This window comes from Roseibium algae (genome assembly GCF_037783265.1).
GTDB lineage: Bacteria > Pseudomonadota > Alphaproteobacteria > Rhizobiales > Stappiaceae > Roseibium > Roseibium algae.
This window is the reverse complement of record NZ_JBAKIA010000021.1, coordinates 12,928-38,793: the sequence shown is the minus strand read 5'-3', so window position 1 is coordinate 38,793 and position 25,866 is coordinate 12,928. Positions and strand designations below refer to the sequence as shown.

General features: G+C 55.1%; 24 protein-coding genes and 1 pseudogene. 9 read left to right on the top strand and 16 right to left on the bottom strand.

Annotated elements, in window-relative coordinates; all coding sequences use genetic code 11:
* Positions 1-16: 16 nt before the first annotated feature.
* The 15 genes from V6575_RS20995 to V6575_RS20925 form a co-directional block, all read right to left on the bottom strand.
* Positions 17-934, bottom strand: a complete 918-nt coding sequence (locus tag V6575_RS20995) for an ABC transporter ATP-binding protein (RefSeq protein WP_340277189.1) — start codon at positions 932-934, stop codon at positions 17-19.
* Positions 931-1,950 carry an ABC transporter ATP-binding protein gene (locus V6575_RS20990; protein WP_340277211.1) on the bottom strand — a complete coding sequence of 340 codons (1,020 nt, stop codon included), beginning with the start codon at positions 1,948-1,950 and terminating at the stop codon, positions 931-933. Before V6575_RS20990 ends, V6575_RS20995 begins: the two co-directional genes overlap by 4 nt.
* A 1-nt stretch (position 1,951) precedes the next feature.
* Complete coding sequence (locus V6575_RS20985; protein WP_340277188.1) at positions 1,952-3,145, bottom strand: M24 family metallopeptidase; 1,194 nt, start codon at positions 3,143-3,145, stop codon at positions 1,952-1,954.
* Positions 3,142-3,999 (bottom strand): ABC transporter permease, encoded by an 858-nt coding sequence (locus V6575_RS20980; protein ID WP_340277187.1) that lies wholly within the window; start codon positions 3,997-3,999, stop codon positions 3,142-3,144. The genes V6575_RS20985 and V6575_RS20980 overlap by 4 nt, the downstream gene beginning before the upstream one ends.
* Before the next feature lie 12 nt (positions 4,000-4,011).
* A complete protein-coding gene (locus V6575_RS20975) occupies positions 4,012-4,932 on the bottom strand; it encodes an ABC transporter permease (protein ID WP_340277185.1) in 921 nt (306 codons plus the stop codon).
* 82 nt (positions 4,933-5,014) lie between these two features.
* On the bottom strand, positions 5,015-6,472 hold the full coding sequence (locus V6575_RS20970; RefSeq protein WP_340277183.1) for an NAD(P)-binding domain-containing protein: 1,458 nt from the start codon (positions 6,470-6,472) through the stop codon (positions 5,015-5,017).
* Positions 6,465-7,415 (bottom strand): LysR family transcriptional regulator, encoded by a 951-nt coding sequence (locus tag V6575_RS20965; RefSeq protein WP_340277181.1) that lies wholly within the window; start codon positions 7,413-7,415, stop codon positions 6,465-6,467. The genes V6575_RS20970 and V6575_RS20965 overlap by 8 nt, the downstream gene beginning before the upstream one ends.
* A gap of 244 nt (positions 7,416-7,659) precedes the next feature.
* Positions 7,660-8,412: an IS6 family transposase gene (locus V6575_RS20960; RefSeq protein ID WP_340277179.1), complete on the bottom strand. Its 753-nt coding sequence runs from the start codon at positions 8,410-8,412 to the stop codon at positions 7,660-7,662.
* A gap of 31 nt (positions 8,413-8,443) precedes the next feature.
* Positions 8,444-8,752 (bottom strand): MFS transporter, encoded by a 309-nt coding sequence (locus V6575_RS20955; RefSeq protein ID WP_422785614.1) that lies wholly within the window; start codon positions 8,750-8,752, stop codon positions 8,444-8,446.
* A gap of 75 nt (positions 8,753-8,827) precedes the next feature.
* Entirely contained in the window at positions 8,828-9,721 is an 894-nt protein-coding gene (locus tag V6575_RS20950; RefSeq protein ID WP_340277178.1) for a DMT family transporter, read from the bottom strand.
* A 2-nt stretch (positions 9,722-9,723) separates the two neighbouring features.
* Positions 9,724-10,602, bottom strand: a complete 879-nt coding sequence (locus V6575_RS20945) for an ABC transporter permease (RefSeq protein ID WP_340277177.1) — start codon at positions 10,600-10,602, stop codon at positions 9,724-9,726.
* On the bottom strand, positions 10,599-11,606 hold the full coding sequence (locus V6575_RS20940) for an ABC transporter permease (protein WP_340277176.1): 1,008 nt from the start codon (positions 11,604-11,606) through the stop codon (positions 10,599-10,601). Before V6575_RS20940 ends, V6575_RS20945 begins: the two co-directional genes overlap by 4 nt.
* Positions 11,603-12,397: an ABC transporter ATP-binding protein gene (locus tag V6575_RS20935; protein WP_340277175.1), complete on the bottom strand. Its 795-nt coding sequence runs from the start codon at positions 12,395-12,397 to the stop codon at positions 11,603-11,605. Before V6575_RS20935 ends, V6575_RS20940 begins: the two co-directional genes overlap by 4 nt.
* Positions 12,398-12,404: 7 nt before the next feature.
* Entirely contained in the window at positions 12,405-13,208 is an 804-nt protein-coding gene (locus V6575_RS20930) for an ATP-binding cassette domain-containing protein (RefSeq protein WP_340277174.1), read from the bottom strand.
* Positions 13,198-14,766 carry an ABC transporter substrate-binding protein gene (locus V6575_RS20925; protein ID WP_340277173.1) on the bottom strand — a complete coding sequence of 523 codons (1,569 nt, stop codon included), beginning with the start codon at positions 14,764-14,766 and terminating at the stop codon, positions 13,198-13,200. Before V6575_RS20925 ends, V6575_RS20930 begins: the two co-directional genes overlap by 11 nt.
* Positions 14,767-15,084: 318 nt before the next feature.
* Here V6575_RS20925 and repC point away from each other — a divergent pair, with 318 nt between their 5' ends.
* A complete protein-coding gene (repC, locus tag V6575_RS20920; protein ID WP_340277172.1) occupies positions 15,085-15,450 on the top strand; it encodes a replication initiation protein RepC in 366 nt (121 codons plus the stop codon).
* 206 nt (positions 15,451-15,656) lie between these two features.
* Here repC and V6575_RS20915 read toward each other — a convergent pair whose 3' ends face one another.
* Entirely contained in the window at positions 15,657-16,319 is a 663-nt protein-coding gene (locus tag V6575_RS20915) for a YaeQ family protein (RefSeq protein WP_340277170.1), read from the bottom strand.
* Positions 16,320-16,617: 298 nt separating this feature from the next.
* Between V6575_RS20915 and V6575_RS20910 the strand changes: the two genes are divergently transcribed.
* The 8 genes and pseudogenes from V6575_RS20910 to V6575_RS20875 all read left to right on the top strand — a co-directional run bounded on the left by V6575_RS20910 (position 16,618) and on the right by V6575_RS20875 (position 25,822).
* Complete coding sequence (locus V6575_RS20910) at positions 16,618-17,829, top strand: serine hydrolase domain-containing protein (protein WP_340277168.1); 1,212 nt, start codon at positions 16,618-16,620, stop codon at positions 17,827-17,829.
* A gap of 278 nt (positions 17,830-18,107) precedes the next feature.
* A pseudogene (locus tag V6575_RS20905) lies at positions 18,108-18,215 on the top strand (IS6 family transposase); the annotation flags it as partial.
* Between the two features lie 363 nt (positions 18,216-18,578).
* Positions 18,579-20,981 (top strand): TonB-dependent receptor, encoded by a 2,403-nt coding sequence (locus V6575_RS20900; RefSeq protein WP_340277167.1) that lies wholly within the window; start codon positions 18,579-18,581, stop codon positions 20,979-20,981.
* Between the two features lie 165 nt (positions 20,982-21,146).
* On the top strand, positions 21,147-22,067 hold the full coding sequence (locus V6575_RS20895) for an iron-siderophore ABC transporter substrate-binding protein (RefSeq protein ID WP_340277166.1): 921 nt from the start codon (positions 21,147-21,149) through the stop codon (positions 22,065-22,067).
* Complete coding sequence (locus V6575_RS20890; protein WP_340277165.1) at positions 22,064-23,113, top strand: FecCD family ABC transporter permease; 1,050 nt, start codon at positions 22,064-22,066, stop codon at positions 23,111-23,113. The genes V6575_RS20895 and V6575_RS20890 overlap by 4 nt, the downstream gene beginning before the upstream one ends.
* Positions 23,110-24,096, top strand: coding sequence for a FecCD family ABC transporter permease (locus V6575_RS20885; protein ID WP_340277164.1), 987 nt, complete (start codon positions 23,110-23,112; stop codon positions 24,094-24,096). Before V6575_RS20890 ends, V6575_RS20885 begins: the two co-directional genes overlap by 4 nt.
* The gene (locus tag V6575_RS20880) at positions 24,083-24,889 is read left to right on the top strand and encodes an ABC transporter ATP-binding protein (RefSeq protein WP_340277163.1); all 807 of its coding nucleotides are present in this window, start codon (positions 24,083-24,085) and stop codon (positions 24,887-24,889) included. The genes V6575_RS20885 and V6575_RS20880 overlap by 14 nt, the downstream gene beginning before the upstream one ends.
* 381 nt (positions 24,890-25,270) lie before the next feature.
* A complete protein-coding gene (locus tag V6575_RS20875; RefSeq protein WP_340277160.1) occupies positions 25,271-25,822 on the top strand; it encodes an RNA polymerase sigma factor in 552 nt (183 codons plus the stop codon).
* Positions 25,823-25,866: the final 44 nt, after the last annotated feature.

Below are 25,866 nucleotides of genomic sequence, written 5' to 3'. Positions count from 1 at the left end.
ATTGGAAGTGAGCCATTCAGCTCTTTTTATTTTTATGCTCGAGCACGAAATGGCCAGGCGATACCTCGATCATTTCGGCTTCGCGTGACGGTATGTTTTCCGACACGTCGAAGAGGGGGCGATCCGGTCGTTTTCGATCTGGATCAGGCACTGGGATCGCGGCCAGAAGCGAACGCGTATAGGGATGCTGCGGGTCGGCAAAGATATTCTCCGTGGGTGCGATTTCGACAATGCGTCCCCGCAACATCACGGCAACCCGCTGGCACAGGTAGCGAACCATGCTGAGATCGTGCGCGATGAAGAGATAGGCCAGGCCCATCTGATCTTGCAGGTCCTGAAACAGGTTGATGATCTGCGCCTGGATCGAGACATCGAGCGCTGTAATCGGCTCGTCCGCGACGATGAAGGCAGGCTCCAGCGCGATGGCGCGCGCGATGTTGATCCGTTGCCGCTGTCCTCCAGAAAACTCATGCGGGTATCGGGACATGAACGAAGGATCGAGCCCCACAAGTTTGAACAGGTCCGCCACGCGATCCGTCAGGTCCGATCCGTGCGCCACCCCATGCACCACCATAGGCTCGGCCACGAACCGCCCAACCTTCATCCTCGGATTGAGCGCCGAATAGGGGTCCTGAAAAATCATTTGCATCTGGCGCCGATAAGGCTTCATCAGCTGCGGTCCCAGGATGGTCAGTTCTGTGCCGGCAAAGCGGACAGAGCCAGAATCCGCGGGGTCCAGTTGCAACACTGCCCGTCCGACGGTCGATTTGCCCGAGCCGCTTTCGCCGACAAGTCCAAGCGTCTCGCCGGCGGCGACCTGAAAGGACACATCGTTGATCGCGTTGATCACCGGCCTGGGACGTCCCAGAAGGCTTTTGCCGCCACCAAAGCTGCGCATCAGATTTTGAACGTCCAGAAGGGGGGCCGGGATCATGATCTTGCCTCCGCATCCGCGGCCTCTCGCGCCAGAAGCGCGGGCAGGTCGTACCAGGCGGCAAATTGGTGGTCTCGTGATCCATCGACATTGCGCAAGGGGGGCACCTCGGTGTGGCAGCGCTCCGTTGCAAAGTGATTGCGCGGTGCAAAGGGGTCGCCGGCGGGCATGTTGGCCATGTTGGGCGGGCTTCCTGGGATCTGGTAAAGCCGCTTCTGGGTGCGTGCGCCTTCGGTGGGAAGGGATTTAAGCAGACCCCAGGTGTAGGCCGAGCGCGGGGAGTGAAAGACCGAGCGCACTGGGCCACGTTCCATGATCCGTCCGCCGTACATCACCTGTACGGTGTCAGCCAGTTCGGCCACGACGCCCATGTCATGGGTGACCCAGATCACCGTGGTGCCGAAGTCCTCCTTGAGCTTTCGCACAAGGTCCAAAATCTGTGCCTGCACGGTCACATCCAGGGCAGTCGTGGCCTCGTCAGCGATAAGGAGGCGCGGATTGCAGGCCATGCCGATAGCGATCAGAACCCGTTGGCGCATGCCGCCGGAAAACTCGTGCGGGTATTGGGAAAGGCGCGCCTCCGGGTGCGGAATGCCGACGATATCAAGCAACTCCACAATGCGCGCCTTCAGTGCGGCACCCCTGAGGTCGGTGTGACGTTGCAGAACCTCGCGCAACTGGCGTCCCACGGTCAGAACCGGGTTTAGCGAGGACATCGGATCCTGAAACACCATCCCGATTTGCCCGCCGCGAATCTCCCTCAGGGCACGGTCGGATAGGGTCATCAGATTTTGCCCGTTGAACCAAGCTTCGCCCGAAACGATCCTTGCCGGCGGAGTGGGCAGAAGACCGAGCAGGGCCAGAATATGCACCGATTTGCCCGAGCCGGATTCCCCCACAATCCCGAGGGTTTCCCCTTCCTCAACGCAGTAACTCAATCCGTTGACAGCCTTGACGATGCCGCCCGGGGTGTCGAACTCGACTGTGAGATTGCGTATGTCCAACAGGGCCGTCATGTCACACCTCGATATAGCCGCCACGCGACCTGGTCAGGAATTCATGTCCGGTCTCGGTGATCAGGATCGTGTCGGAGATCTGCGTAGAGACGCCCTGGTCCGGAATGCGCAGGTTGGGTTCGAGCGTGAACATCATGCCTGGCTCCAGGATCACATCGGTTACGCCATCCAGCGAGAAATGCTCATGCGCGCCGATGCCGATCGTATGGCCGATCCGTCCCGGTATATTGCGCGCATAGCCCGCATCGGTGAGGCCGCGTTTGGTGATGCGATAGAGATCCGTAAGGGGGGTGCCCGGCTTCATCACCGGCGTGATCTCATCGCGGATGGCGAGGATCGATTCAAGCGCGCGCCGGTGGGGCTCCGGGGGCGTTCCGATCGCCACGGTGCGCTCGTTTTCGGCATGAATGCCATTGGCCACGGCCCAGATGAAAATTGCACAGAGTTCGCCCGGTTCGGGTTTGCGCGCAATGGAGTTGTCGCAGTTGCGGAACATGCGCGGCCCGGACAGGACCCAGGTGGCCAGACCATTGACGATGCCGCCCTCCAGACCACCGAAGTCCGCGACTTCGACACTGTCAGGAAGATGCTTGGCCCAGTGACCGTTCATCGCCATGAGCGAGGCATTGTGCGCGTCGCGCTCCGTGCCGCCGCCCGCCAGAGCAGCGATGGCCGCGTCCATGCCGCGATCCGCCAGATCTGCGGCGACGCGCGCATGGGCGATCTCGTCTGGATCCTTGATGATACGACAGCGATCGATCAATTTGGAACTGTCGACCAGCTCGGCCCTGGGCATCAGTTCGGCCACGGCCTGCCAACGCGCCATGGGAGTGGCATCCGCTTCCAGCCCGACCCGGCCCTGCTCCAGGCCTTTCTCTGACAGGATCTGGGCCAGGGCGTCTTGCCACCTGGGACCCATGGTCTTGGTGGTTGACCAGACACCATAAGCGCGAATGTCGCTGACAAAGCCTTCGTCCCGGCCGTGGGCATCGCGCAAGGCATGCACCAACAAGGTCGGCTCGCCCGACGCGGGCAAGATCATGACAACGGGGTGCGAATACAGGATCGGGTTGAAACCCGACATGTAGAACGTGTGTTCCGGCTTGAACGAGACCAACACGTCGATGCCTTGGTCAGCCATCGCGGATTTCAGGCGTGCGATGCGGGGGCGAGGGATGTGTGGATCTTGGCTCATTTGGCGCTCCGTGTTTTTGGGTCAAAGTAGTCGCGCAACCAGTCGCCAAAGAGGTTTACGGACAGTACTGTCAGAACAATCGCGAGGCCGGGGAAAGTCACGGCCCACCACGCTGAGGAAATGTAGACGCGGCCATCGGCCAACATCCGTCCCCAAGAGGGGGTGGGCGGCTGCACGCCGAGGCCCAGGAAGGACAGAGCGGAATCCATGATGATCACCCGTGCCAGCTCCAGCGTTCCCACCACCAGGGCGGGGGTCAGGACATTCGGCAGGATGTGCAGGAACATGATGCGCAGGGTTGAAGCCCCGATGGCATGCGCGGATTGTACGAATTCGCGCTCCCTCAGGCTCAGAACCTGCGCGCGGATGATCCGCGCGTAACGGATCCAGGAGGTCAGTGCCAGTACCAGCACCACGTTGCGCAACGAGGGGCCGAGGGCGGCGACCACCAGAAGCGCCAGCAACATCAGTGGAATTGCCAACTGGATGTCGACGAGCCGCATCAACACCCGATCAATCAGGCCGCCCTTGTAGCCCGCCCATATGCCAAGAACCGTTCCGACGATGCCGCCGAGCAGAACCGCCGTGGTGGCGACCAACAGTGTGATACGCGAACCATTGATCAATCGTGACAGGATGTCACGACCCACCTCATCGGTGCCAAGGGGATGCGCGCCGGGGGCAAAAAGGCTCGTCCAAGTCGGGCCCACCAACCGTGCGCGCAGATCGCCGCGGGTGGGGTCAGGTAGGTCCAGAACGGGCGCCAGCAGGGACACCAGAACGATGACCATGATCAGCACCGCCCCGACGAGGCCCGCCTTGGATTTATAAAGGTCTGTGATGAAGTGTTTCATTCGATCGTCCCTTCAGCGCGCCTTGCGGATACGGGGGTCGAGGACCCCGTATAGTAGATCGACGAGGAAATTGATGAGCACGAAAATCGCGGCGATCAGCGTGATACCCGCCTGGATGATCGGAAAATCCTTGGCCTCGATGGCCTGAATGATGAGACGTCCGATCCCCGGCCAGGCGAAGACCGTTTCCGTTACCACGGACCCGCCCAGGAGCTCGCCCGTGAGGATCGCGGTCATTGTGACCACCGGGATCAAGGCGTTGCGCGCCACATGCCAAAAGAAGACTGTCGAACGCAACAGGCCCTTGGCTTTGGCCGTCCGGATATAATCCTCTTGCAGGATATCGAGCATCGAAGAGCGCAAAAGGCGCGCTATTGAAGCCGATACGAAGACAGCCAGGGTCACGGCGGGCAAGATGAGCTGCCAGATCGTGCCGTAGCCGCCGGTGGGCAGCCAGCCCAGATTTACCGCGAAGAACAGGATCAGCATGATCCCGAGCCAGAACACCGGCGTCGCCTGACCCAGAAGCGCAACGGCCATGACCAATAGTTCGACGGCGCTGCCACGTTTGAGAGCGGCGACAGACCCTGCCACGGCGCCGATCACCAGGCCAATGGCTATGGCGGTCAAGGCCAATGTGGCTGTGGCGGGGAGACGTTCCAGCACCACGTCCATGGCATCACGGCCATGTTGGAAGGACGTGCCGAAATCTCCCTGCAAGGCGCTGGTCAGGAAGTGGAAGTATTGCACCATCAGCGGCTGGTTGAGGCCGAGTTGATCGCGCAGGGCCTCGATGTCGGCAGCACTTGCACCAATAGGCAGGAGCAGGGCTGCCGGATCACCCAGCACCCTTGTGACGAAGAACATGATGGTAACAACGCCCCAGATCGCAAGCATGGATTCGCCAAGACGGCGGAGGAAAAAGCCGATCATTGAGAGGACCGCTTCAGCGCCGCATGCGGCCTGTCCCAATGTGTCGCAAGAGGTCCGGCGGAGGCGTCAAGGAGAAGGAGGTTCATTTCGCTGTCTCCAGCAGGCTCGGCGTCGCATCGACCCATTCATCACCGCGCAGTTCGGGGACGTCGTAGGCTTGCAGCTCTGCGAAATGCGTTTCGACGTCCTCGGCGAACAGCTTTGCGACGATGCCACGCGTCAACCGATCCGCGCCCGCGGAAATTGCCGGAATATCACCGGACAGCTTGCCATGGCTGAGCATCGCGGCATCGTTTAAGCAGTGGATTTTCTCAAGCATGGGGCAACTGCCTTCTTCCTTTTCCAGGAACTGGAAAGCATCACCGAGATAAGGCGCATCGAGCATGAAGGGGCGCGGAGTGCCCATCGAGGGCTCGAATATGCCGTCTTTCCAGGTGCGGATGTGGTGAGCGAAATCGGAAAATTCGTTGCGGCCGACGAAGTCGTTGCGAAACCCGGTCGCAGCAATCACGAAATCAGCGTCGAATTTTGCCACGGGAGTTGTCAGCACCACACGATCACCCTGTTGCGTAACGCTCTCGACAGGGCAGCCCAAGAAGATGCGGGCATTCTTGTGTTGCGTGACACGCCGGGTGGAACTGCTGGGAGGAGGTACCTGTTGACTGTTGACGTAGTCGTTGAAACGATACTTCCAGCGGTCCGGCAAGTACCGCATGCCGTGCACTACGCCCTGGCTTCCTATGCCCGTCATCTTGTTGATCCGTGGCATGTCTTTGCGGCGGATCAACATGTCGAGCGTGTCTGCGCCGGCCTCAAGGGCCGTGGCGGCGTTGTCCATGGCAGAAGCGCCTGCGCCAATGACAACCACCCGTTTGCCCTTGAGGGCGGCGAAATCGATGTCGTCCGCGCTGTGCGCCCAGAACTTTCGGTCGATCTTCTCCAGAAATCCCGGCGTGGCACCGCCGCCCAGTCCGGAACGACCGGTCGCGAGAACCAGATGGCGGCAATATTCGACCCAGCTGCGGGACTGGTGCTGCAACGTGACCGCGATCAGGCCGTCCGGACCTTCGGCAACCTTTGTAACCCGGGTATCATTGGTGACCGGCAGAGCCAGTACCTTTCGGTACCAGCCCAGGTAGTCCATCCAGATCCCCTTCGGGATCTTGTCCATCTCTTCGAAGGCTGCTTCGCCAAATTTCGCCTCGTAATAGGCACGGAACGTCAGGGCTGGAATGCCAAGGCAAGGCCCAGCCAGGGTTTTCGGAGAGCGCAGCGTCTGCATCCGCGCAAAGGTTTCCCATGGTCCTTCCAAACCCGCGGGGGAAGCATCGAACAGAGCGATATTGTCGACGCCGGTGAGTTTGAGCTTGGCAGCCCCGGCAAGACCGCACATTCCCGCACCGACAAAGACAACGTCAAAGACCGCCTGCTTCTCCACCGTGCGTTTTGGCACCCAGGATTTTGCCGGCAGTTCCAGCAAAGACAGGTCTCTGGCAATACGGTTTTCAAGGGCCTTTAGCCCGTCGGTGAACTCAGTCATGGTCAGTCTTCGTCTTGGAGGAGAGGTTTACGTCAATGCGGCGGACCTGCGGGATCAGCGTGCCGAGGGTGGCTTCACAAAGGTCGAAAAAGACTTGTGTTTCACGGGATTCCGCAGCGCTGCCCGCCACGAAGAAACCGAAGGAGAACTCGATATTCTCTGCCAGCGGGCGCAGGATCACCCCGGGCGGCGTGGCGCCATAGGCCGTGACCGGCTCCACGATCGCGGTGGCGCCAAGCAGGCTGACGAATTGCAGGGCCGCGACGGAGGAGTTGGCCATCACGACGCGTTCCGGGTGTATGCCTGTCGTGTCCAGGGCTTGTTTGATACGCCCCTGAAGCCGCTTCTGATCGAGCATCGTGACGAGGGTTTCGCCGATGGCATCGGTCAGGGAAACCGGCAGGTCTTGGGGGAATTCGGCTGCGCGGCTTTCGGGCATGGCGACCACAAGGGGCGCGCTGAATATACGCTCGGCCGTGACCCCGGGTACATCGAGCGGCAGGGATGCGAAACCGATCCGAGCATTGCCACTGCGCAGATCCTGGGCGACGGCATTCGGTGCGGCTAGCATCAACTGTATGTCTTTCGGGCGCTCTGCCTCGGGCCATCGAGCAATCGCATGCGGCAGAAGACCGGTGCCAAGCGCCGAGGTGGCCGAGATGGACAGCGGGATCTCCATCTGGCCGGCACGAGCTCTGGTGCGGGCTGGCAGATCCTCGAACATGGCCAGCATGCGCCACGCTTCTTCTTCGAATGCAATCCCCTCAGTGGTCAGCGAAATACGCCGCCCGATCCGCTCGAATAGTGCAAAGCCAAGAGTTTTCTCCAGATCCTGAATGCAACGCGTCACGGACGGCTGCGATCGTCCAAGAATATCAGCGGCCAGCGTGACCGAGCTGGTTTCAGCCACTTTGAGGAAGGTGATGAAGTCTTTCTGATCCATGAATTATATCAAAAATGAATTAAAAGGATAAATCAATCCATTTTTCACATAATGAGAAAATTGAGGCAAATTCTGCTGCGTGTGCCGGGTTTTAAGGCATTGAAACAGAACGCCCTCGCTTCATACCGTCCGTGCAGGGCACGCAGGCATGAAACGAGGGCTTCCTGTTTTTGGTGTCCTGGTTTCAGCGGGCCTGTCGCAACTTTCTCTGACGGACATATTTCTCCCGTTTTGGGATCGATGTTCAGGCTTCGTTAACTTTTTCAATTCCGAAGAGCACCGCCAGCAGATCGTTTTGTTCGCGGACGCTCCATTGACCGGTAAAGTCGAAGCCCTTCTTGAGCCACAGCATGGCTTCGAAACCGGCGATGGATTTTCTGGCTGATTTGAACGAGCGGAACCCTCCGACCTTCGGCATGTTCTTCTTCACTCTGAAATGATCGCTCTCGATACCCTGTTGCAAATGTTTGGTCACATAGTGCACCGGGTCCGGAGCAAGAAGACCGCTACCAACCGCATCCCCGATAGCCGGAGGAAATGTGCCTGCACCATCTGTGCCGATTTTGTCCGGTGACAGCAGCGGGGCATCCTTCAACATTTTTCGAAAGAACCGCTTGGCCGCATTCAGATCGCGCTTCGCCGTGAGCAGGAAATCGACTGGATTTCCATGCTTGTCGATGGCCCGATACAGATAGCGCCATTGGCCCTTGATGCGTACATAGGTCTCATTGATGCGGACCGAGCCGCAATGCGGTTTGCGGAAACGCGGCAACCGTTTCTCCATCAGGGGAGCGTAGATCAGAACCCAACGGTTGATGGTACTGTGATCGACTTCAAAGCCGCGTTCCAGGAACATTTCTTTCAAGTCCCGATAGCTCAGCGGATAACGCAAGTACCAGGACACCGCCTGGATGATCAGCCAGGCCTCGAACTGTCTGCCTTTGAAGTCATCCTTCGATTGGCGTTTCAGCTTTTCAACGATGGCACTCAGAATCACGACGCGGAACTCCAATTTCTGGAGCGCCCTTTCAACAGCCAAACCTCAAGGCGTGGTTAACGCGAAAAACTTTGCGACAAGCCCCTCTTGCGCAATCGAGGCCAATCAAAAATGGTTTGCGCGGCAGCTTCTCCGCAAATGCGGTGACGACAGGTGCCAAACCGACATAGGCAACCATCTTCAGCGCCAAAGCAGTGGCCAAGACAGAACCGGCATTTTTACCGGCCAGATCGAAGGCAAGCAGGCCAAGCGCGATAGTCGCAAGCCCTGAGCCAAGAACAGAAAGAACCTGGGCTATCAGAAGCCGAACATATACCGGATTTAAGAGCGCCTCTTTCATGGTTGGTCTCGATCTGGGGCATTGTGCCAACCGGTAGAAATGCCCGCCGTTCGACAAATGCAATTACCTAAAAGGTCAGCGTGGTACAGGTTGCCCCCTGGCTGACCTATCGTTCAGTGCAACGACCAATGTCGCACATATGATGCATGCCGCTGCCAGGTAGAAAGCGGCTTCTGGGATAATATCAAAGAAAAGCCCATCTGCGATCACCGCGAACACCAGCGACAGGTATTCAAAAGTGGCCAGCTTTGATATCTCACTGTACTGATAACTTAGCGTCATCAGGATGTGCGCTATTCCGCCGGAAAAACCCGTGCAAATTAAAAGGCCAAGTAGCTCCCAGCTTGGTAGCACCCAGTCAAAGGGTAGCGTCGCCAGACCTGCGACCGTACAAGTGAGCGCGAAGTAAAAGGCAATCGCGCCGGCGTTTTCCGTTAAAGCCAGGCTCCGGATCTGGATTTTTGCGCCCGCGGTCAGGATTGCCATCGCCAGGGCAAGCCCAACTCCAGTCAAATATTCGGCGTCGAACTCAGCGCTTGCAGCCGTCGGCAGGATCAGCACCAACATGCCCAGAAAACCGAAAAGAACCCCAAACCAGCGTACGTTGCTGACAGCCTCTTTCAACAGAACTGCAGCAAGGACAACTGCCAGAACTGGCGCCATGTAACCGATGATCGAAGCATGCGACATCGGGAGATATTTCAGACTTGCAAAGCTTGCAAACATGGCAAGGCACCCCAGAAAACACCGCACGATATGCCTGCCCGGGCGTTTTGTCTTAAGGCCAGAGGGAAAGTCGCGTGTCCACATCAGGAACAAAACCAGAGGGATCAAGGCAAACGCACTTCGAAAGAAAACGACCTGACCAACCGGGATCTCGTCTGACAGGAGTTTGATGAAGAGCACCATCAGGGCAAAGAAGAAAGTCGCACCAACCCGCAAGCTGATGCCTTTGAAGTCAAAAGACATGTTCATTCCGAAATCGTGCCGCGACTGCCGACGAGATCTCGCAATTGATCCCCGGTAAGGTTGATGGTCAGAACTGTCACAAGAATTGCCAATCCGGGAAAGATCATGAGGTGCGGTGCTGTTTGCATGTAGGCTTTGCCGTTAAGCAACATGGCACCCCATTCAGCGTTCGGTGGTTGGACACCAAAGCCCAGGAAACTCAATCCGGAAATAGACAGGACGCTTCTAGACCAGGCATTGGTCCATAGCACAAGCAGGCTGGGACCGATGTTTGGCAAGATGTGGCGCCACAAGATGAGCCATGACGGCAAGTCGTTTAGTTTGGCCTGGGTGATGAAATCACGGTGTGCGAGATCAATACTGAGGCCTCGAACAAGACGGGCAAATTTCATCCAACCAACGAGAATGAGGGCAAGCACCATATTGTTCGTGCTTGGTCCCAGGACACCGGCGATCGTAACCGCGGCGACCAACTCGGGAAAAGCAAAGAAACTGTCCGTTACGCGCATCAAAGTGACGTCGGTAAACCGTCCGAAGTGACCGGCAGCAAGACCAACAACTGTTCCCAAAACTGCGCCGATGAACGTGATTAAAAATGCCAGGCCGACTGACCAGAAACCGCCAAAGAGCAGTCTTGTCGCAACATCCCGGCCAAGCTGATCTGTCCCGAACCAATGTTCCGAAGAGGGCGGAGAGAGCCGATTGAGAAAGTCCGGTGCGTTTGGAGCATAGGGCGTGAAGACAAATCCGGCCGCGACCAACGCGCCTAAAAAGAGGAGGCTCAAACCGATGTTCATGAGGAAACGATCAAGGTTTTGGCCGTGTTGTTTTTGCTGGAGGTTTGCTTCCTCTGCGAGGTTCAGATCGCTTGCTGCTGTCATGACCGGATCTCCTTCCGGCTTTCAGTGCTTCGGTGCGCCATGAGCGATTTCCGGGGATCCAGAACATCTTGAAAGAGCTCGATCAGCGAGTTGATCAGGACGTAAACAAGAGCAATGAACATCACCAGTAACAGGATCAAGGGGTAATCCCGAGACAGCACGGCCCCCGCCAACAGTGAGCCGATGCCACCCCGGGCGAAGGTCAGCTCGACAATAATTGTGCCTTCCAGAAGGCTGGCAACGTCCAGGCCAATCATTGTGAGGGCCGGAACTGCCGCATGTCGCTGGATGTGCCGCCAGAAGATCTCCCTTTCGCTGATACCACGCAGCCTCAACGTCTCGATATAGGGAGCTGATTTGGCTTCCAGAAAAAACGTTCGCAAAAGCCGTGTTTGCGAGGCCATGATCCATAAAACAAGCGTAAGAGCCGGCAGAACAATGTGAGCCGGCGTGCCTGTGCCGTAGGAGGGAAGCCAGTTGAGGTCGACGGCAAACAACAGGATCAAGAGGAGCCCGAGCCAGTAATTCGGCATGGCGCCACCGATTGACGCAATGGCGACTGCACATCGGTCGGCGAGGCTTCCTGGCTTCCAAACCGAAATTGCGCTCAGACAAAAGGCGCCGACCAAACCTATGGCGAGGGATGCCGCGGTGAGCTCGAGTGTCTCGGGGATGTTGGCAAGGAAAATTTCCCAAACAGGTACATTGGATGCAAAGGAATTGCCGAAGTCGCCCTGGATGAAGCGCCATAGCCACTGGAAAAACTGCACCAAAAAGGGTTCGCTCAAATAAAACTCCTCGCGAATGCCTTCCAGTATTTCCGGAGGGAAACCTTGGGTATCCGGGTAGCGTGCGTGCGCGATGGCCGCGGCTTTGTCTCCCGGTGCGAAATAAGTCATCGTGAATGTGATGAAGCTGATCCCGAGAAGAACACACAGCAAACCAGACAGTCGCTTGCTGGTCGTCAAAACAGCAGCGGCCAGTCGAGACGCGAAACCGTTCATGGGTGTCCCTCATTTGCTATGATAGGGGCTTGCGGCAAACTGCCCAGGTCCCGCGCAGCCTCAATAAGGTCCCGGCAGTAGTGGCTTGTCGGGCGTTCAAAAAACGACTTGGCAGACTGATAGGCTTCCATTCTGCCATTTCGAAGCACCAGTATTTGATCTGCAAAGGCCGCTGCAAAACCCAAGTCATGTGTCACGATGACAAAGGTGTTTCCGTGGCGTGCCTGAACCCGTTTCATGGTGGCTGCGACTTGTTTTTGAACGATTGCGTCAAGCGCACTGAGTGGCTCATCAAAAAAGATCAAATCCGGCTGCGCGATCAGGGCCCGGGCAAGACAAGCACGCTGCGCCTGACCCAAAGAGACTTCAGTCGGCCGGCGCGTTGCCAGTGCGGATGGCAAATCGACATCGACAAGCGCTTCTGTAATGGCCTTGTCCCGCTCTGATCTTGAGAGCCGTTTTGAATAGGCGCCTTCACCAATGGATGCCCCCAGCGAAAGCCTGGGGTTCAGGGCGGCGATTGGATCCTGCATCACCCAGCGGCTTTGCTGCAGGCCCGGGCGGCCTAGCCAGCGTCCTTGATGTGTAATTGCCGGGCCGGTTTTGGGATAGAACGACAGCTGTTCAAATCGTGCTTGCATCAGGCCGTTCAACGCCTTGAGCAAACTGCTTTTGCCTGAACCACTTTCACCGGCGATACAAAGCGTTGTTCCTTCGGGAATTGAAAAGGACACCTCCTCGAGGATAGTCTTGCCCGAAATGGAGATATTGAGGTGGTCAATGGAGAGCATAAAACGTCTATTCTGCCGCAATGGAACTGGACAGTTGTCCTAAATCCTTCGTGATCCAATCTCGATGGTTCACGAGAAGTTGGCCGTAATCGGATTGTGGCGCTGATAAAAGATGCGAAGTCTCGCCGAATTCAACTACGCGTCCGGTGTTCATGATCGTCGTCCGATCCGCATATCTTGCGGCGAGAGACAGATCATGGGTCACGATCAGAACTGCAACATTATGCATCTCGGCATATTTCTTCACCGCGCGAAGTACCTGAGCGGCAATCAACGGGTCCAGCGCCGAGGTCGGCTCGTCCAGGATGAGCAAACGCGGCTTCCCCATGAGTGCCATGGCCAGCAGCAGGCGCTGTTGCATTCCCCGGCTCCATTCATACGGAAAACATGCCCCAAACGGCTTCAGGCCAAGTTCTTCAAGCAATGGTTCTTGCACTTGGGAAATGTTCATTCGGCCTGTGATAACCCGAAAAGCTTGTTGCCATTGCCACCTAAGCCGCTTGAGCGGGTCAAATCCCTGGTCAGGGTTTTGCGGAACATAGGCGATGCGCTTTGGTTTCTGCTGTCTTTCCAAAGAAGAGAAGTCCATCTCCTGACCATCGAAAGCAAGCAGGCCCGAGAAAGGCACTGCCGGACGGGTCAGACCCATCAGGCAGCGCAGGAGCGTCGACTTTCCCGCACCTGACCCGCCGACGATAGCGACGCATTCGCCGCTTCGGATCTTCAGGCTGACATCGTTCAAAATAACCTGTCGGCCGATACGGACCGACAGGTTATTAAGATCCAGCAGTGTTTTTGTATCACTCGGCAAATGTCAGGTCCGGCGTTACAAGATAAGTTTCAGCCGGGTGGATTCCGTAGCCTTCCACCTTGCCATTTCCAACGGACACTTGCGTCTTGTGGAAGACCGGAATCAGCGGCAATTCAGTGTTGATGATTTCCTGAACGCGGTCGTAATACGACTTGCGCACCTCATCATCGAAAGTCTCACGGCCTTTTTTGAGGAGCTCATCCAGCTCCGCGTTGGAGTAACCAGAGAAGTTATAACCAACGCCGGTTTCAACCAAAGTGCTTGGGAAATAGTCCGGGTCGCCCTGCGGCGCCGTTCCCCAGGCCTGAAGATGCATGTCGATCTCACCCGCCTTCAAGGCTTCGTTGTTGGCATCATATTCTGCCATGGAAATTTCGGAGCTGATGCCTATTTGCTGAAGCAATGCCTGCGTGATTTCCAAAGTTGGACGCAGTGCAGCACGGCCTTCGTAGGAGCGGATTTTCAGGGATATTTCCTCGCCATCCAGCTCCCGTATGCCATCACCATTGGTGTCTTTGATGCCCGCCTCATCAAGCAGGGTCTTGGCCTTTTCAGGATCATAATCCAGCGTCATGTTTGTGTTGGCCCAGGAGTGCATGCTTGCCGAAAAGATGGCGTTCGCAACATCGCCGCCGACACCGTTCAAGGCCGCAGCTACTATCGTTTTGCGGTCGAGCCCAAGAGACACGGCACTTCGAAGCGTTTCATTGGCTAGCGGACCATCTGCTGTACGAACCTGGAAAAAAAACAGGCGGGTTGTCGGCATCGAGAACAGTTGGCCTGCGTTCTTTTCTTTCAGAGCAGCAAAGTCTGGCTCTGGATAATGGGTAACAAGATCGACATCCCCAGCTTGAAGCGCCAAAGCTGCAACGGAAGGATCGGACAAGGCGTCCATCACAATGCGGTCCAATTTGGGCTCGCCCCCCCAGTAGTCGGCAAATTTGCGTGTCAGGTAGGTCTTTTCCGGCTCCGCCAGATCAAAGACAAAAGGCCCTGTGCCAATCAGTGGCAATTCATCTGTGCCGTCCTTCAGCACGGCCGCAGACGGTTCGGTCAATGACCACAAGAAAGCAGAATTTGGTGACTTTGTCCTGAAGATGAGCGTGTCATCGCCCTCGACCGTGATGCTCTCGATGCCGAGCAGTCGGGACAGTCGCGGATTGTGACCTGGATGGCCCTCCTGATCGAGCTTTTCAAACGACGCTTTCACATCTTGCGCCGTCATCGTGGACCCGTCATGGAACTTTACGCCCTTGCGGAGTGTCAATTTCCACTCAAGCGGCGACAGGTTCTCAAACGTTTCGGCAAGACGCGGCTGCATGGTCATGTCGTGACCGAGCCCGATCAAGGTTTCGGATACGCCCGCACGGTTGCTAAGCCAGCCGTTTTGCCGCGCTCTTGGATCCGGCACGCTGCTTTTTGGTCCGAAGGGAACAGCAATACGCATGGTTTTTTCGGTGGCATTGGCAGCTTGAGGAGCGACCGAAAAAGCGACTAACGCAACAGCTCCTATGCCAAGAAGTGCGGCGAGGGCGGGTCTGATAATCTGGTTTGACAAGGGAGGCTCCGAAAACGGCATAGTTGATTACAAGAGTAGAAATCTATATATGTTATAGTATAACATATCAAGGGAAATTCTGATACAGAAATTCGCCGGGCTTGATTAGGTGGACGGTCTCCTACACCAGCACCTGAAATGCCATAGTGCGGTTGTTGGAAGCCGCGAAAGGAGAGCCGTCCATCTAATCAAGCCCATCCCGACTCCTCTAGTCGTAATGAGGAACGGACTTGCTCTGACGAGCAAGACACTGAATTTTCCTCTGACACCGGCTACGCCGATGAAGTGGCTCTTGAAAGGGAGCCTTGCGGCGGGCGGGTGCAATCACAACAGCCAAAACGGCTGGAAACCAACCTTGATGGTGTGTCCATTGGGCTGATCCAGTCTGCCTGTTCGAAACTCCAAGAGGAAACCGGGCTTCAGCTCAGCACATGGCCTGCCTTGTGCGAAGCCGCTGATCAATTGCGGGTGCTGATCGGTCTCAGCCAGCCAGCTTTCAACGAGGCAATCAAGCGACAGGGGAGATATCTGGCCGCCGCCTGCATTGCCGTCGTTGCTGAAAAAGCCCTGCGAGATCCTGAACAAATCTCATCACCCGGCGGATACTTCCGCGCCATGATCGACAGGGCAGCTGACGGAAAACTCCACCTCAACAAGTCACTTCATGGACTGGTGGCAGGATGATGAGCTACGGCAGGTAGATCAATGCTGAGGTGGCCATTTGGGAGATGTTCTTGAACTTGTGACTGCTTAGCGTGTTTGCTGATCGGTTCTATTGGAACATGGAGCTTAAATGAGCATTAGGGGCGGCACAAAAAAGGGACAGGCCCATCTGATTTTGACGGAGCGACGGGCAACTCAAGCCCAATTTGGCACCAGAAACCCTTTTGTTAAGCGGCAGTCTTCCATTTTAACGGGGTGACGTAAACGATGCTATCACCAACGCTTACCATCACATCGCCGTCCTGAATATTGATTTGAAGCTTCATCGCGCGGCTTGCCAGTTTTGCCAGTTCACCGGTGTCTTTCTCAGAAAAATTTATCACTTGAAGATTATCAAAACGAGAGGTGCTGTTTTTGATCTTGTCCCACCACATCTCGGCCGTCCTGCCGCCATAAGGATAGACGATCACCTTATCGGCTTTGCCACAAGATTGGCGCATCACTTTTTCGCTGGGAAGCCCAAGGGCTACCCACACATCAAGTTCGCCGCTCAGGCTTTTCTGCCAAATGTCTGGCTCGTCATCCGTTGAAAGGCCCTTTGTCATTTCCAGATGTTCATGGGCATTGAGCGCAAAAGCGACAATACGCACCATCAGCCGTTCATCCGTCTCTGAAGGGTGTTTGGCAACGGTCAATTTATGGGTGTCGTAATAGTGACGATCCATATCGGAGACTGAAAGTTCGACTTTATAAATTGTGGCATTTTTCGCCATGAGAGGTCCCAAAGATTCAAAGATCAGGATGCTTACTGCGTCTGATGACAATGTGAAAGCAGATAAAAAGGCCACGAATAAAGGGAAGCGAACAAGTCTCGTCAAATTGTGAGACATAACTCCCCATGATATGTCTTTAGCAGAGCAAAATGTCAGTCAGATGGGCCTGCAGTTTCAAAGTCACGCGGAGCGGGCGCGAAGATGGGTAAGCCGGATTTTGCAGACTGGTCCGGCCCATTCCTTTCACCATCAGCCAAAAAGTTGCCCGCACCTGTGCTGAATCGTGGGCTATTGCAGTTGTTTTGGGTCGCACCAAAAAACCGGCCAAGTAACTTCCGTACAGGATTGAAAATTGATCGCAGTGATTTCAGGATAAGCGGACTTAGCTTCGTCCAGCCGATTGGAGAGATGGATCATGAAACGCAACACAGCGCTATGGGTCTCTGGCTCAGTCGTCTTTGTCGTCCTCGGGCTCACCTATCTGGTCATGACCGGTGAGAATGGACTATCGAGATCCTCAGCGCCAGCGCGCGCACTCGACATAACACGCATGAATGATGAAACAGCCGAAAGTCTGGGCTGGCGATCAGATGGGCTCGATGCCGTCTTCAACCATGCCGCATGGCTGAGCACAGACAGCTTCACGATTGTGACCAAGGATGAGGTGGTCGGCGCATTCGGCGCTTTGGAAAAGCCATACGCCACACACTCAATGCGAAAATCATTCCTCAGCGCCCTCATAGGTCAGCACCTTGGCTCCGGCCCGGGACAGATCAACCCGGATGCCACACTGCAAGAGCTAGGTATCAGTGACACTCCCTCACCACTTGAGCCAAAGCAGAAACGAGCCACGGTTCTAAACCTCATCAAAAGCGTATCTGGCATCAATCATGCCGCTGCGGCCTCGGGCGGTTTGCAAGAAGATATCGACAAAAGGTTGGGCCACTTGGAGAATGAACCCGGCACGATATGGGCCTACAACAACTGGGACTACAACGCGTTGACGACGATTTTCGAACAACACGTTGGCATGGGAATCGCCGAGGCATTCGATGTCGGCATTGCCGAGCCGACAGGGATGGAGGACTTCGATATTTCTTTCGTGTCCTATATCGCTGACGAGTCCGTATCGATGCACAAGGCCGCAGCGTTTCGCATGTCAGCCCGGGATCTTGTCAGGTTTGGCCAGCTGTATCTTAACGAAGGCCTCGCCAATGATCGACAGGTCCTGCCTGCAAGCTGGGTCGAGCGCACGGCAAAAGATTTCACAGAGACAGGAGACAACGGCTTAAGATGGGCGCATGGGTATTTGTGGTGGGTTCCAGGCCCTGACACCGGCCTGCCGGAAGGCACATTCTGGGCTTGGGGTCTCGGAAATCAGGCTCTCTTCGTCGTGCCAGCATGGGATACGGTAATCGTTCACCAGTCCGACACGTCCGAGTTTTTAAAGCGATTTCTACCAATGATACAAAAGGACGGGATGACCGGAGAAGCAGCGCTTGAGCAGCTTATTCTTTCATGCCGCGAGCCAGACAACCGCAAAAGCGAGTATTGCATTGAGCATCGCTTTATCTCCCGGCGCGGGTTCAATCAGTTGATATCCCTTATTGGAAAAGCACGAATTTAGAGCGCCTATCTCTTGTGCGATGGCATTCACATACGCCCCTGCCCCGCGTAAGCCTCCAGCCGAATGACGGCTGGAGGATATACAATGCAGTTGCTTGACCGATGTTCGTTTTATCGGGCGAACCTCATGTGCTTTTAGTCATCGGTGTGAAGCAGCGCTCCTGCACCGGAATCGTCTTTCCCGTGAATTTGAGCAATACCCGGGTTCAGACCAATGGTGTGCTCGTTCAGCCAGGTGCCGACTTCGATTGTGACCTGAACCCACCGGTAGATCGTGGCACGATCTTCCGGCAGAGACGATACACCCTGTCGGCCGCCTCATTCCGGCATGCAAGGGCAGATGCATTCGGCCTATGGCAGCATTACACCGGTGAAATGAACGCCTGAAATCCGCCCAAAACGGGGACCCATGGTCGCCGACCATAATAAGTTGGCAATGCCACTCAAGGAAATGAGACGGCTGCAGAAAGAGAACGAGCGGCTTCGTCGTGCTGCAAAAGACTAACAAAGCATGAAAATGCATCCTGTTGCAGGATAATATCACCCGCCGAAAATCTTTGCGACAGCCCACTTAGGGCGTTTTCCACCCGATACACAGAGTTCCTGACTTTCTCTGAAATTACTCGATTAATTCGAAATCAGAGTCCCAAACCGCCAACGCCAGTCGTCTTTGAAGTAAGCAAGCCATCAGGTCTGCGCTGGATGTAATACAAAACGGCATCATGAATGCTGTAAAAGTTGGGGGCTGTAATGGCAAAATTGGGTCGGGTCGACACGCAGAAGATGCGAGCAAGAATGCGGCGATGCGCCTTGCTTGCGAGTACGATGCTCATCGTCAATTGCGCGATGCCGGCGGTTTATTCAAGCTCCGCATTCGCTCAATCTGCCGAGCACTCGATTTCGATCCCGGCCGGCCCGTTGACACCGGCCCTTAATGACCTTGCTGCCCAAACTGGCCTGCAGATCATATTTGATGCAAGCTTGGCAAACGGAAAAACAACTCAAGGTGTTCGCGGCACAGTTACGCCAGACGAAGCGTTAAATACGCTGCTCGCCAACACCGGCGTATCTGCAAGCTTTGCCGGCAACGATCAGGTCGCTCTGGAGAGTGAAGACGGCATTGCGTCAACGGGCAACGACACCGTGCTGGACACCATCTATGTCTATGGAGCACGCGACGCGAAAACTCTCGAAGACACTAGTGCAAGTGTAGGTGTCGTGACATCTGACGATATTGAATATGGTCAGATGCAATATCTGCCTCAGGCACTGCGGCGGCTGGCAAACGTTGAAAAGGGCGGCACGCAGAACACCGGCATTGTTATTCGTGGTATGAATTTCGAGGGCTTTTCGCCCGCAGGCGCGCCAATGGGTTCCATTTATGTCGATGGCATATTGCAGAGCCGCTACAATTCACGCTTTGGCGCACGAAGCCTTTGGGATGCGGAGCAGGTCGAGGTTTACCGTGGCCCGCAATCCACCCTCAGTGGCCGCGCGGCGACGGCAGGGGCAGTTTACGTCAAGACGAAAGATCCGACTTTTGAAAAGGAAATGATGGCCTCGGCCACCGTTGGCAACAAGAATCTTGCAGGAGGTGCGTTTGTCATAAATGCACCGCTCAGCGAAAGCGATGGTCTAGCCCTGCGGGTGGCCGGTTCTTATGAGCAGAAAACGGTAGAACTCGATTATCCATCCTACCAAGACTATGCAAATTATGATGATTTTCGCACGGAGTTGAGTGGGACATTTCGTGCCAAATTATTGTTTGCGCCGGACGAACTACCGGACACGAGTACCTTGTTCACCTACTCGTATTCAAAGGATCGGCCGAACGAACGTCTGGCAGACCCGGGACCTGGAACACCAGGCGACTTTTATCTGTTCCCGACTTTCGCAGAATATCGTGAAATTGAAGTTCACAATGTCGGGTTGGAAGTGACCCATGATATTTCGCCAGCACTGGTATTTACCTCTCAGACCAGCCTCAGTCACGGCATCACAGGGCGCCAGTCAGTCGATGATGGCACCGAAAATTATATCAATGCATTCCATGGCACCTACAAGGACACGCTTTTTTCTCAGGAGCTCCGGTTAAACTATGATTTGGGCCAATGGAGCGCGATTGCAGGTCTTTATGGCAGCTACGAATACCAGGATTCAGATTTCTTCGCGCGCCTGACCCAGTGGGGTATTGAACAAGAGCAGCTGTATTACAGAAGAACAACAAATCTTGCTGCGTTCGGCGAGGCTACTTACGAATTCGTTCCAAGCTGGAAAATCACACTCGGTGGCCGTGTCGATTATCTCAAGGAAAAAACCAATGAATCCGATGCCACGTATGGCATTGGCTCCACTCCACCAAGTCCAACGTTAAGCGGCGGAGATACAAACGAATTCAACATTGTACCCAAAATCGGCATCTCTAAACAGATTAACATAGACCATGTAGCCGGCTTCACTTTCTCTCAAGGCTTCCGGACAGGCGGTTATTACACAGATCCGTTCACGAGCGAGTCGAAGTCTTATGAAGCGGAATATGCCAACAATTATGAATTGTTCTACAAAGGCAAATTTCTGGACGAGCGGCTCAGGCTGAATGCCAACGTTTTCTTCACGCAATATGCCGACCAGCAAGTCGAAACGAGCGTTGTTCAAGGCACCACAAGAGGCACGATTGTCAATAACGCTGCGTCTTCTTACGCAATGGGTTTTGAAATCGAGCCCACCTTCGCCGTCAACAGGAACCTCTCGGTTTTCACATCCATTGGTTATCTCCATACCGAATTCGATAAATTCGATCATAATACCTACGGCGATCTGACGGGAGAAGCCTTCCCGGAAGCTCCAGAATGGACGGTTGCCTTTGGTGGACTCTACACATTCGACAATGGTGTCTACATCGGTGGTGATGCAAAGTTTATCTCCGACTATAACTCCAAGTTCAGCACGAATGCTCCACTTGATCGTATCGACTCTCGTTTCCTCGTAAATGCCCAGGCTGGCATCAAACGAGACAACTGGGAAATCAACGCCTTTGCCGAAAACCTGCTTGACGAGGAATATTTCACAATGACTGAACTGGACGGCAGCCCGGCCTTTGGACAAGTCGGCACCAGCCGGTTATTTGGATTGAACTTCAAGGCAAAATTCTAACGCGATATCCCTCATTGTTGGATCAACTATGCTCAACAATGATGACTAAAATTGCTCATGTCTTATGGAAGAATGAGCACTCCAACAAGTTTCGCTGGCGGTGTCGTGACGAGACCGCCAGCGAAACTATTTGTCATAGCCTACTCCCAATCTCGGAGAGATTTCTTGCGTCTGATCGGATTATTTCTGGTTTACAGTTTTTGCATGTCGTCTGCATTCGCGTCTTGCGATGGCCTGACCGTTTCAGAACATATTTATGGCGACCCGGTATGCGTTCCTGCATCGCCCCAGAGGGTCGTAACCCTCGACCCTTGGCTTTCATTTGGCATGCTGAAGGAGCTGGGTGCCCCGATTGTGGGGGTGCCGATGATTGGCATACAGGACGAGTCTCAGAGACAATCTGCCAAAGATGCAGCGATTGCCGATATCGGACATCCTATGCAGCCGAGCCTGGAGCGCATTATAGCGTTACAGCCAGATCTGATCATCGGCAGTACTTATTTGCATGAACAGATTTTCGATAAATTGTCTGCCATTGCCCCCACACTTCTTATTGATAACATGGGCTGGAAAGAGCATTACGCGCTGATGGCCAAAATCATCGGTCACGAGGACCTCCAAAGAGACGCGATGCTGGCCTACGAAAGGCGCGTTGGAGACATTCAAAGCAGGATGCCGAAAGACTTGACAGTTTCGGTGGTTCGCGTTGGTCCATTGGGTTTCCAAGTTTATCTCGATGGCCCGGCGGCATATGCTCCCTACGCAGTCTTGAGTGAAGTTGGCATCGTTCGGACAGATTTTGAAAAAACTGCTGACGATAGGATCTTAAAACGCCTTGACTGGGAAGAGATCTCTGCACTGACGGGAGATATTCTGCTCTATGTTGTCGTCAGCGGTTATGATCCTGAACCTGACGATGATCTGGCCGCTGTAGCGCTCGCTAATCCTCTCTGGCAAAGCCTGCCGGCCGTTCAGGCGGGCAGGGCATATCGGATAGATCGCGCCCCATGGATGGGTTTCGACGGCACGGCGTCTGCTTACCGCGTCCTTGACGACATCGAACGCTACATTCTGACCGATCCGTGAGCGACAAGCAGACTGCGAAAGCCGCATCGTACACAAAGTATGCACCAAGGGAGGACAGGGTCAGGCTGGCCGCTCTTTCAGCGTTGTTCTGCATGCTTCCAGCCGCTGCCATATGGTCGGTCGGATTGGGGGCAACTGCAATTTCTTTTAAAGAAATTCTGGACGCGATCTTCGCGTTTGATGGCTCGCGCGACCATCTCGTGATTACGACGATCCGTATACCCAGGGCGCTCGCCGGAATACTGGCAGGTGGTGGCTTGGCGATTTCCGGCGCGATCATGCAGGCGATAACGAACAATCCCCTGGCTTCGCCGAGCCTGCTTGGAGTCAATGCCGGAGCTGCCTTTGCCGTCGTTCTGACGCTGAGTTTTTTCGGCGCTGGAGCAAGTCATGTCTATATTTGGTCGGCTTTCGGGGGAGCGGCAATAGCTGCTGTTCTGGTTTACGTGTTTGGATCAATCGGACCCAGGCACGGCACACAGATCAAACTTGTCTTAACAGGAGCCGTTCTGACAGCGTTCCTGACATCTTTGACCACAGCTCTGCTCATCTTTGACCAAAGTGCTTTGGACAGTGTCCGGCTTTGGACTGCGGGTTCACTCTCAGGACGAACGATGACCGACGTACAATTGATCGCGCCTTACATGCTTGTGGGCATTGCCATGGCCCTTGCATTCCCACGCCACCTGGCAGCCATGAGCTTGGGCGCAGATGTCGCGAAAACACTGGGCCAAAACCCTGTTGTCTGGCGCGCTATCGCAATCACCGTCGTGATCCTTCTGGCGGGCGGAGCCGTCGCGCTGGCTGGGCCGGTTGGATTTGTCGGTTTGGTCGTTCCGCATATCATTCGCTTCACAGTAGGCCCAGACTTCCGCTGGACTATTCCGTTTAACGCTATCAGTGGTGCCTTGCTGGTGATTACGGCCGATTCCATCGGTCGTGTTCTGTTTGCAAGCCAGGACTTCCCGGTAGGTGTCACTATGGCGTTGATAGGCGCTCCGTTCTTTATCTGGCTGGCCCGCGCCTGTGCGGAGGGTTCCTCATGACGCGTATTGTGGGAACACTTTTCATGGTCCTTACAGGATTGATGATTGCCGGGCTGTCCTATGGTGACTACCCGATCCCCCTTGACCAGCTCATCAAGACGATCCTGCGCATGCCTGATGCGCCAGCTTACCTTGACATGATTGTGTTCGACCTGCGCATGCCGCGCTTGCTGCTCAGTATGCTTGTTGGCGCAGCCCTTGCTGTTGCCGGTGCGATCACCCAGGCGATCATGCGCAACCCGCTGGCTGAACCCGGACTTTTGGGCATTAATGCCGGTGCGGCTCTTGCCGTCATGCTGGTCATCGTGGCCTTTAAAAACGCCCCCGTGAGCCTGTTACCCTGGGCCGGGTTCTTGGGGGCTGGGGCTATGGCTATGATGATCTACCTGCTGTCCTGGCGAAACGGAACCGCGTCATTACGGATCATTCTGATCGGCATCGGCTTGAGTTCTCTGGCAGGAGCTGCCAGCACAGTGCTATCGACCTACGGAGCAATCACAGACGTTCAACGCGCGTTGATCTGGCTTTCGGGCAGTGTATACCACGCTGATTGGACTTATGTCAGAACGCTTGCGCTTTGGCTTGTCGGGCCTGTGACCCTCACTTTGTTCTCGTTGCGGCAATTGGACCTCATATGCTTTGGAGACGCCGTTGCCCATGGGCTTGGCCAGCGCGTGAATCTCGTGCGGGTTCTGATGATTTCACTGTGCACGCTAATTTCCGGTGCAGCTGTTGCCGCTGCGGGGTTGATTGGGTTTGTCGGGCTGATCGCACCGCATATAGCACGCCGTCTTGTCGGGCCGGGACACAGGCGTATTCTGCCGGTCTCAGCGTTGATCGGTGCCGTTCTGGTCATGGCTGCCGACTTGCTGGGGCGGACGGTTATTGCTCCGTCCCAACTGCCTGCAGGCCTCGTGACCGCGTTGATCGGAGCCCCGTTCTTTGGCTATTTATTATGGAAGCACCGCCATGTCCCTGCCTGAAGGAAGAGGTAGCGCTTGCTTTGAAACGTCCGAATTATGCATCGGTTATGGTCCTGCTCTGATCGTTCAAGAGCTTGATCTTTCGATACCAACGGGAATGTTCACAGCACTTATAGGGCCGAATGGTAGCGGTAAATCTACCATTCTACGAACGCTTTCTGGCCTGCATACGCCTAAACGAGGCACAATTTTGCTTGATGGCAAATCCATCGCCAGTTTGCCTCTGCGCGAGATGGCAAAGCGTGTCGGTGCTTTATCACAAGGTCCTGTCGCACCAGAAGGCCTGACGGTCCTTGATCTTGTCCGGCAAGGTCGCTACCCGCACCGCTCCTTGTTCAGCCAGTGGTCTGAGCAAGACACCGGCGCTTGCGAAAAGGCCCTGTCGCTTACGGGGATGATGAACTTGCGCGACCAACGAGTTGACCAATTGTCTGGCGGGCAAAGGCAACGGGCCTGGATTGCAATGACACTGGCCCAGGAAACGTCAATCATGCTTTTGGACGAGCCGACAACCTTTCTTGATCTTTCACATCAGATCGAAGTGATGGAGTTGGCTGCGAACCTTGTGCGCAATGGTGATAAAACTGTTGTTGCAGTCCTTCATGACCTCAACCAGGCGGCACGCTACGCCAATCACATGGTCATGCTGAAGGAGGGTAAGGTGATTGCCAGTGGACCGCCAAAGGAGGTCATGACTGCAAAAGTCATTCAGGACGTCTTTGATGTCAGTGCGAAAGTCCTGCCGGATCCGGTCACCGGGACCCCCATGTGCATCCCAATTCCCGGAACATGATACTGCGCATATAACGGTTAACAATGTTGCGTAATTGCAACATTGTTAGATTTTTCTTTTCCCGTTCTTGGATTTGGCCGCGCCCATACTTCCCCGTTAAATACGCTAAAACCGAGAATAAACATGAGTTTAATACTCAAATTTTTAATATGGACTGAAGTTTACTCTGGAATGCGTCTAAGCTACTGCTATTGCACCCGTTTTACATTTAGGACTAAGTAGCCTGTAGAGTTCTCGGTTAACTACCGGACAACAATGACCGCGGCTGCTGGCGCGTTGGAAGCATCAAGGACCATGTAAAAGCACCCCATAAGGGGGTAAAGGTCCCTAGCCACTGGACGTCTGCCGATCGCTGGAGTGATCCAGGAAACCTGAATAGCTATGACCAGCATATCCAATGCAATCTCAGACTATAGCGAACCAGATGGCAATGAGCTGCTGAATCGGGCTATCGAGGTCTATTATACTGATATCGCAAAGGCAGTCCGCTACCGCACGGCCTCTCAAGGCAATGCACTGGATGTTGTCCATGACCTTTACATCAAGCTTGCAGCGCAGCCAGAGGTCTTGCGAAACAAACGATCCATCAAGGCGTTTCTATGCCGTGCTGCCGTCAATCTTGGCATCGACAGATATCGAAGAGAGCAGTTTGAAGCACGGCTCTTCACGTCGATGGAGCTCGAAGAGCATCACCTCATTGCAGAGGCTGCATCTCCAGAGCGAGCGTTGGAAACTGCCGCACGTATTCGCATTCTGCAGGAGGCGATTGGCGAGTTGCCCGCCCGCCGCCGGGCCGTGTTTATCCTGCATCGACTTCATCAACTGACGCCTGACGAAATCTCCGTAAAACTGAAAATTTCCCGCAACATGGTGGATCGCCACTTAAGGCGCGCACTCACCCATTGCCTAGATCGGCTGTTGGAAATCGGGTAAAGGTCCCAATCTGCTCATCTCGTTCGTCTATTGTGTGAGACAGA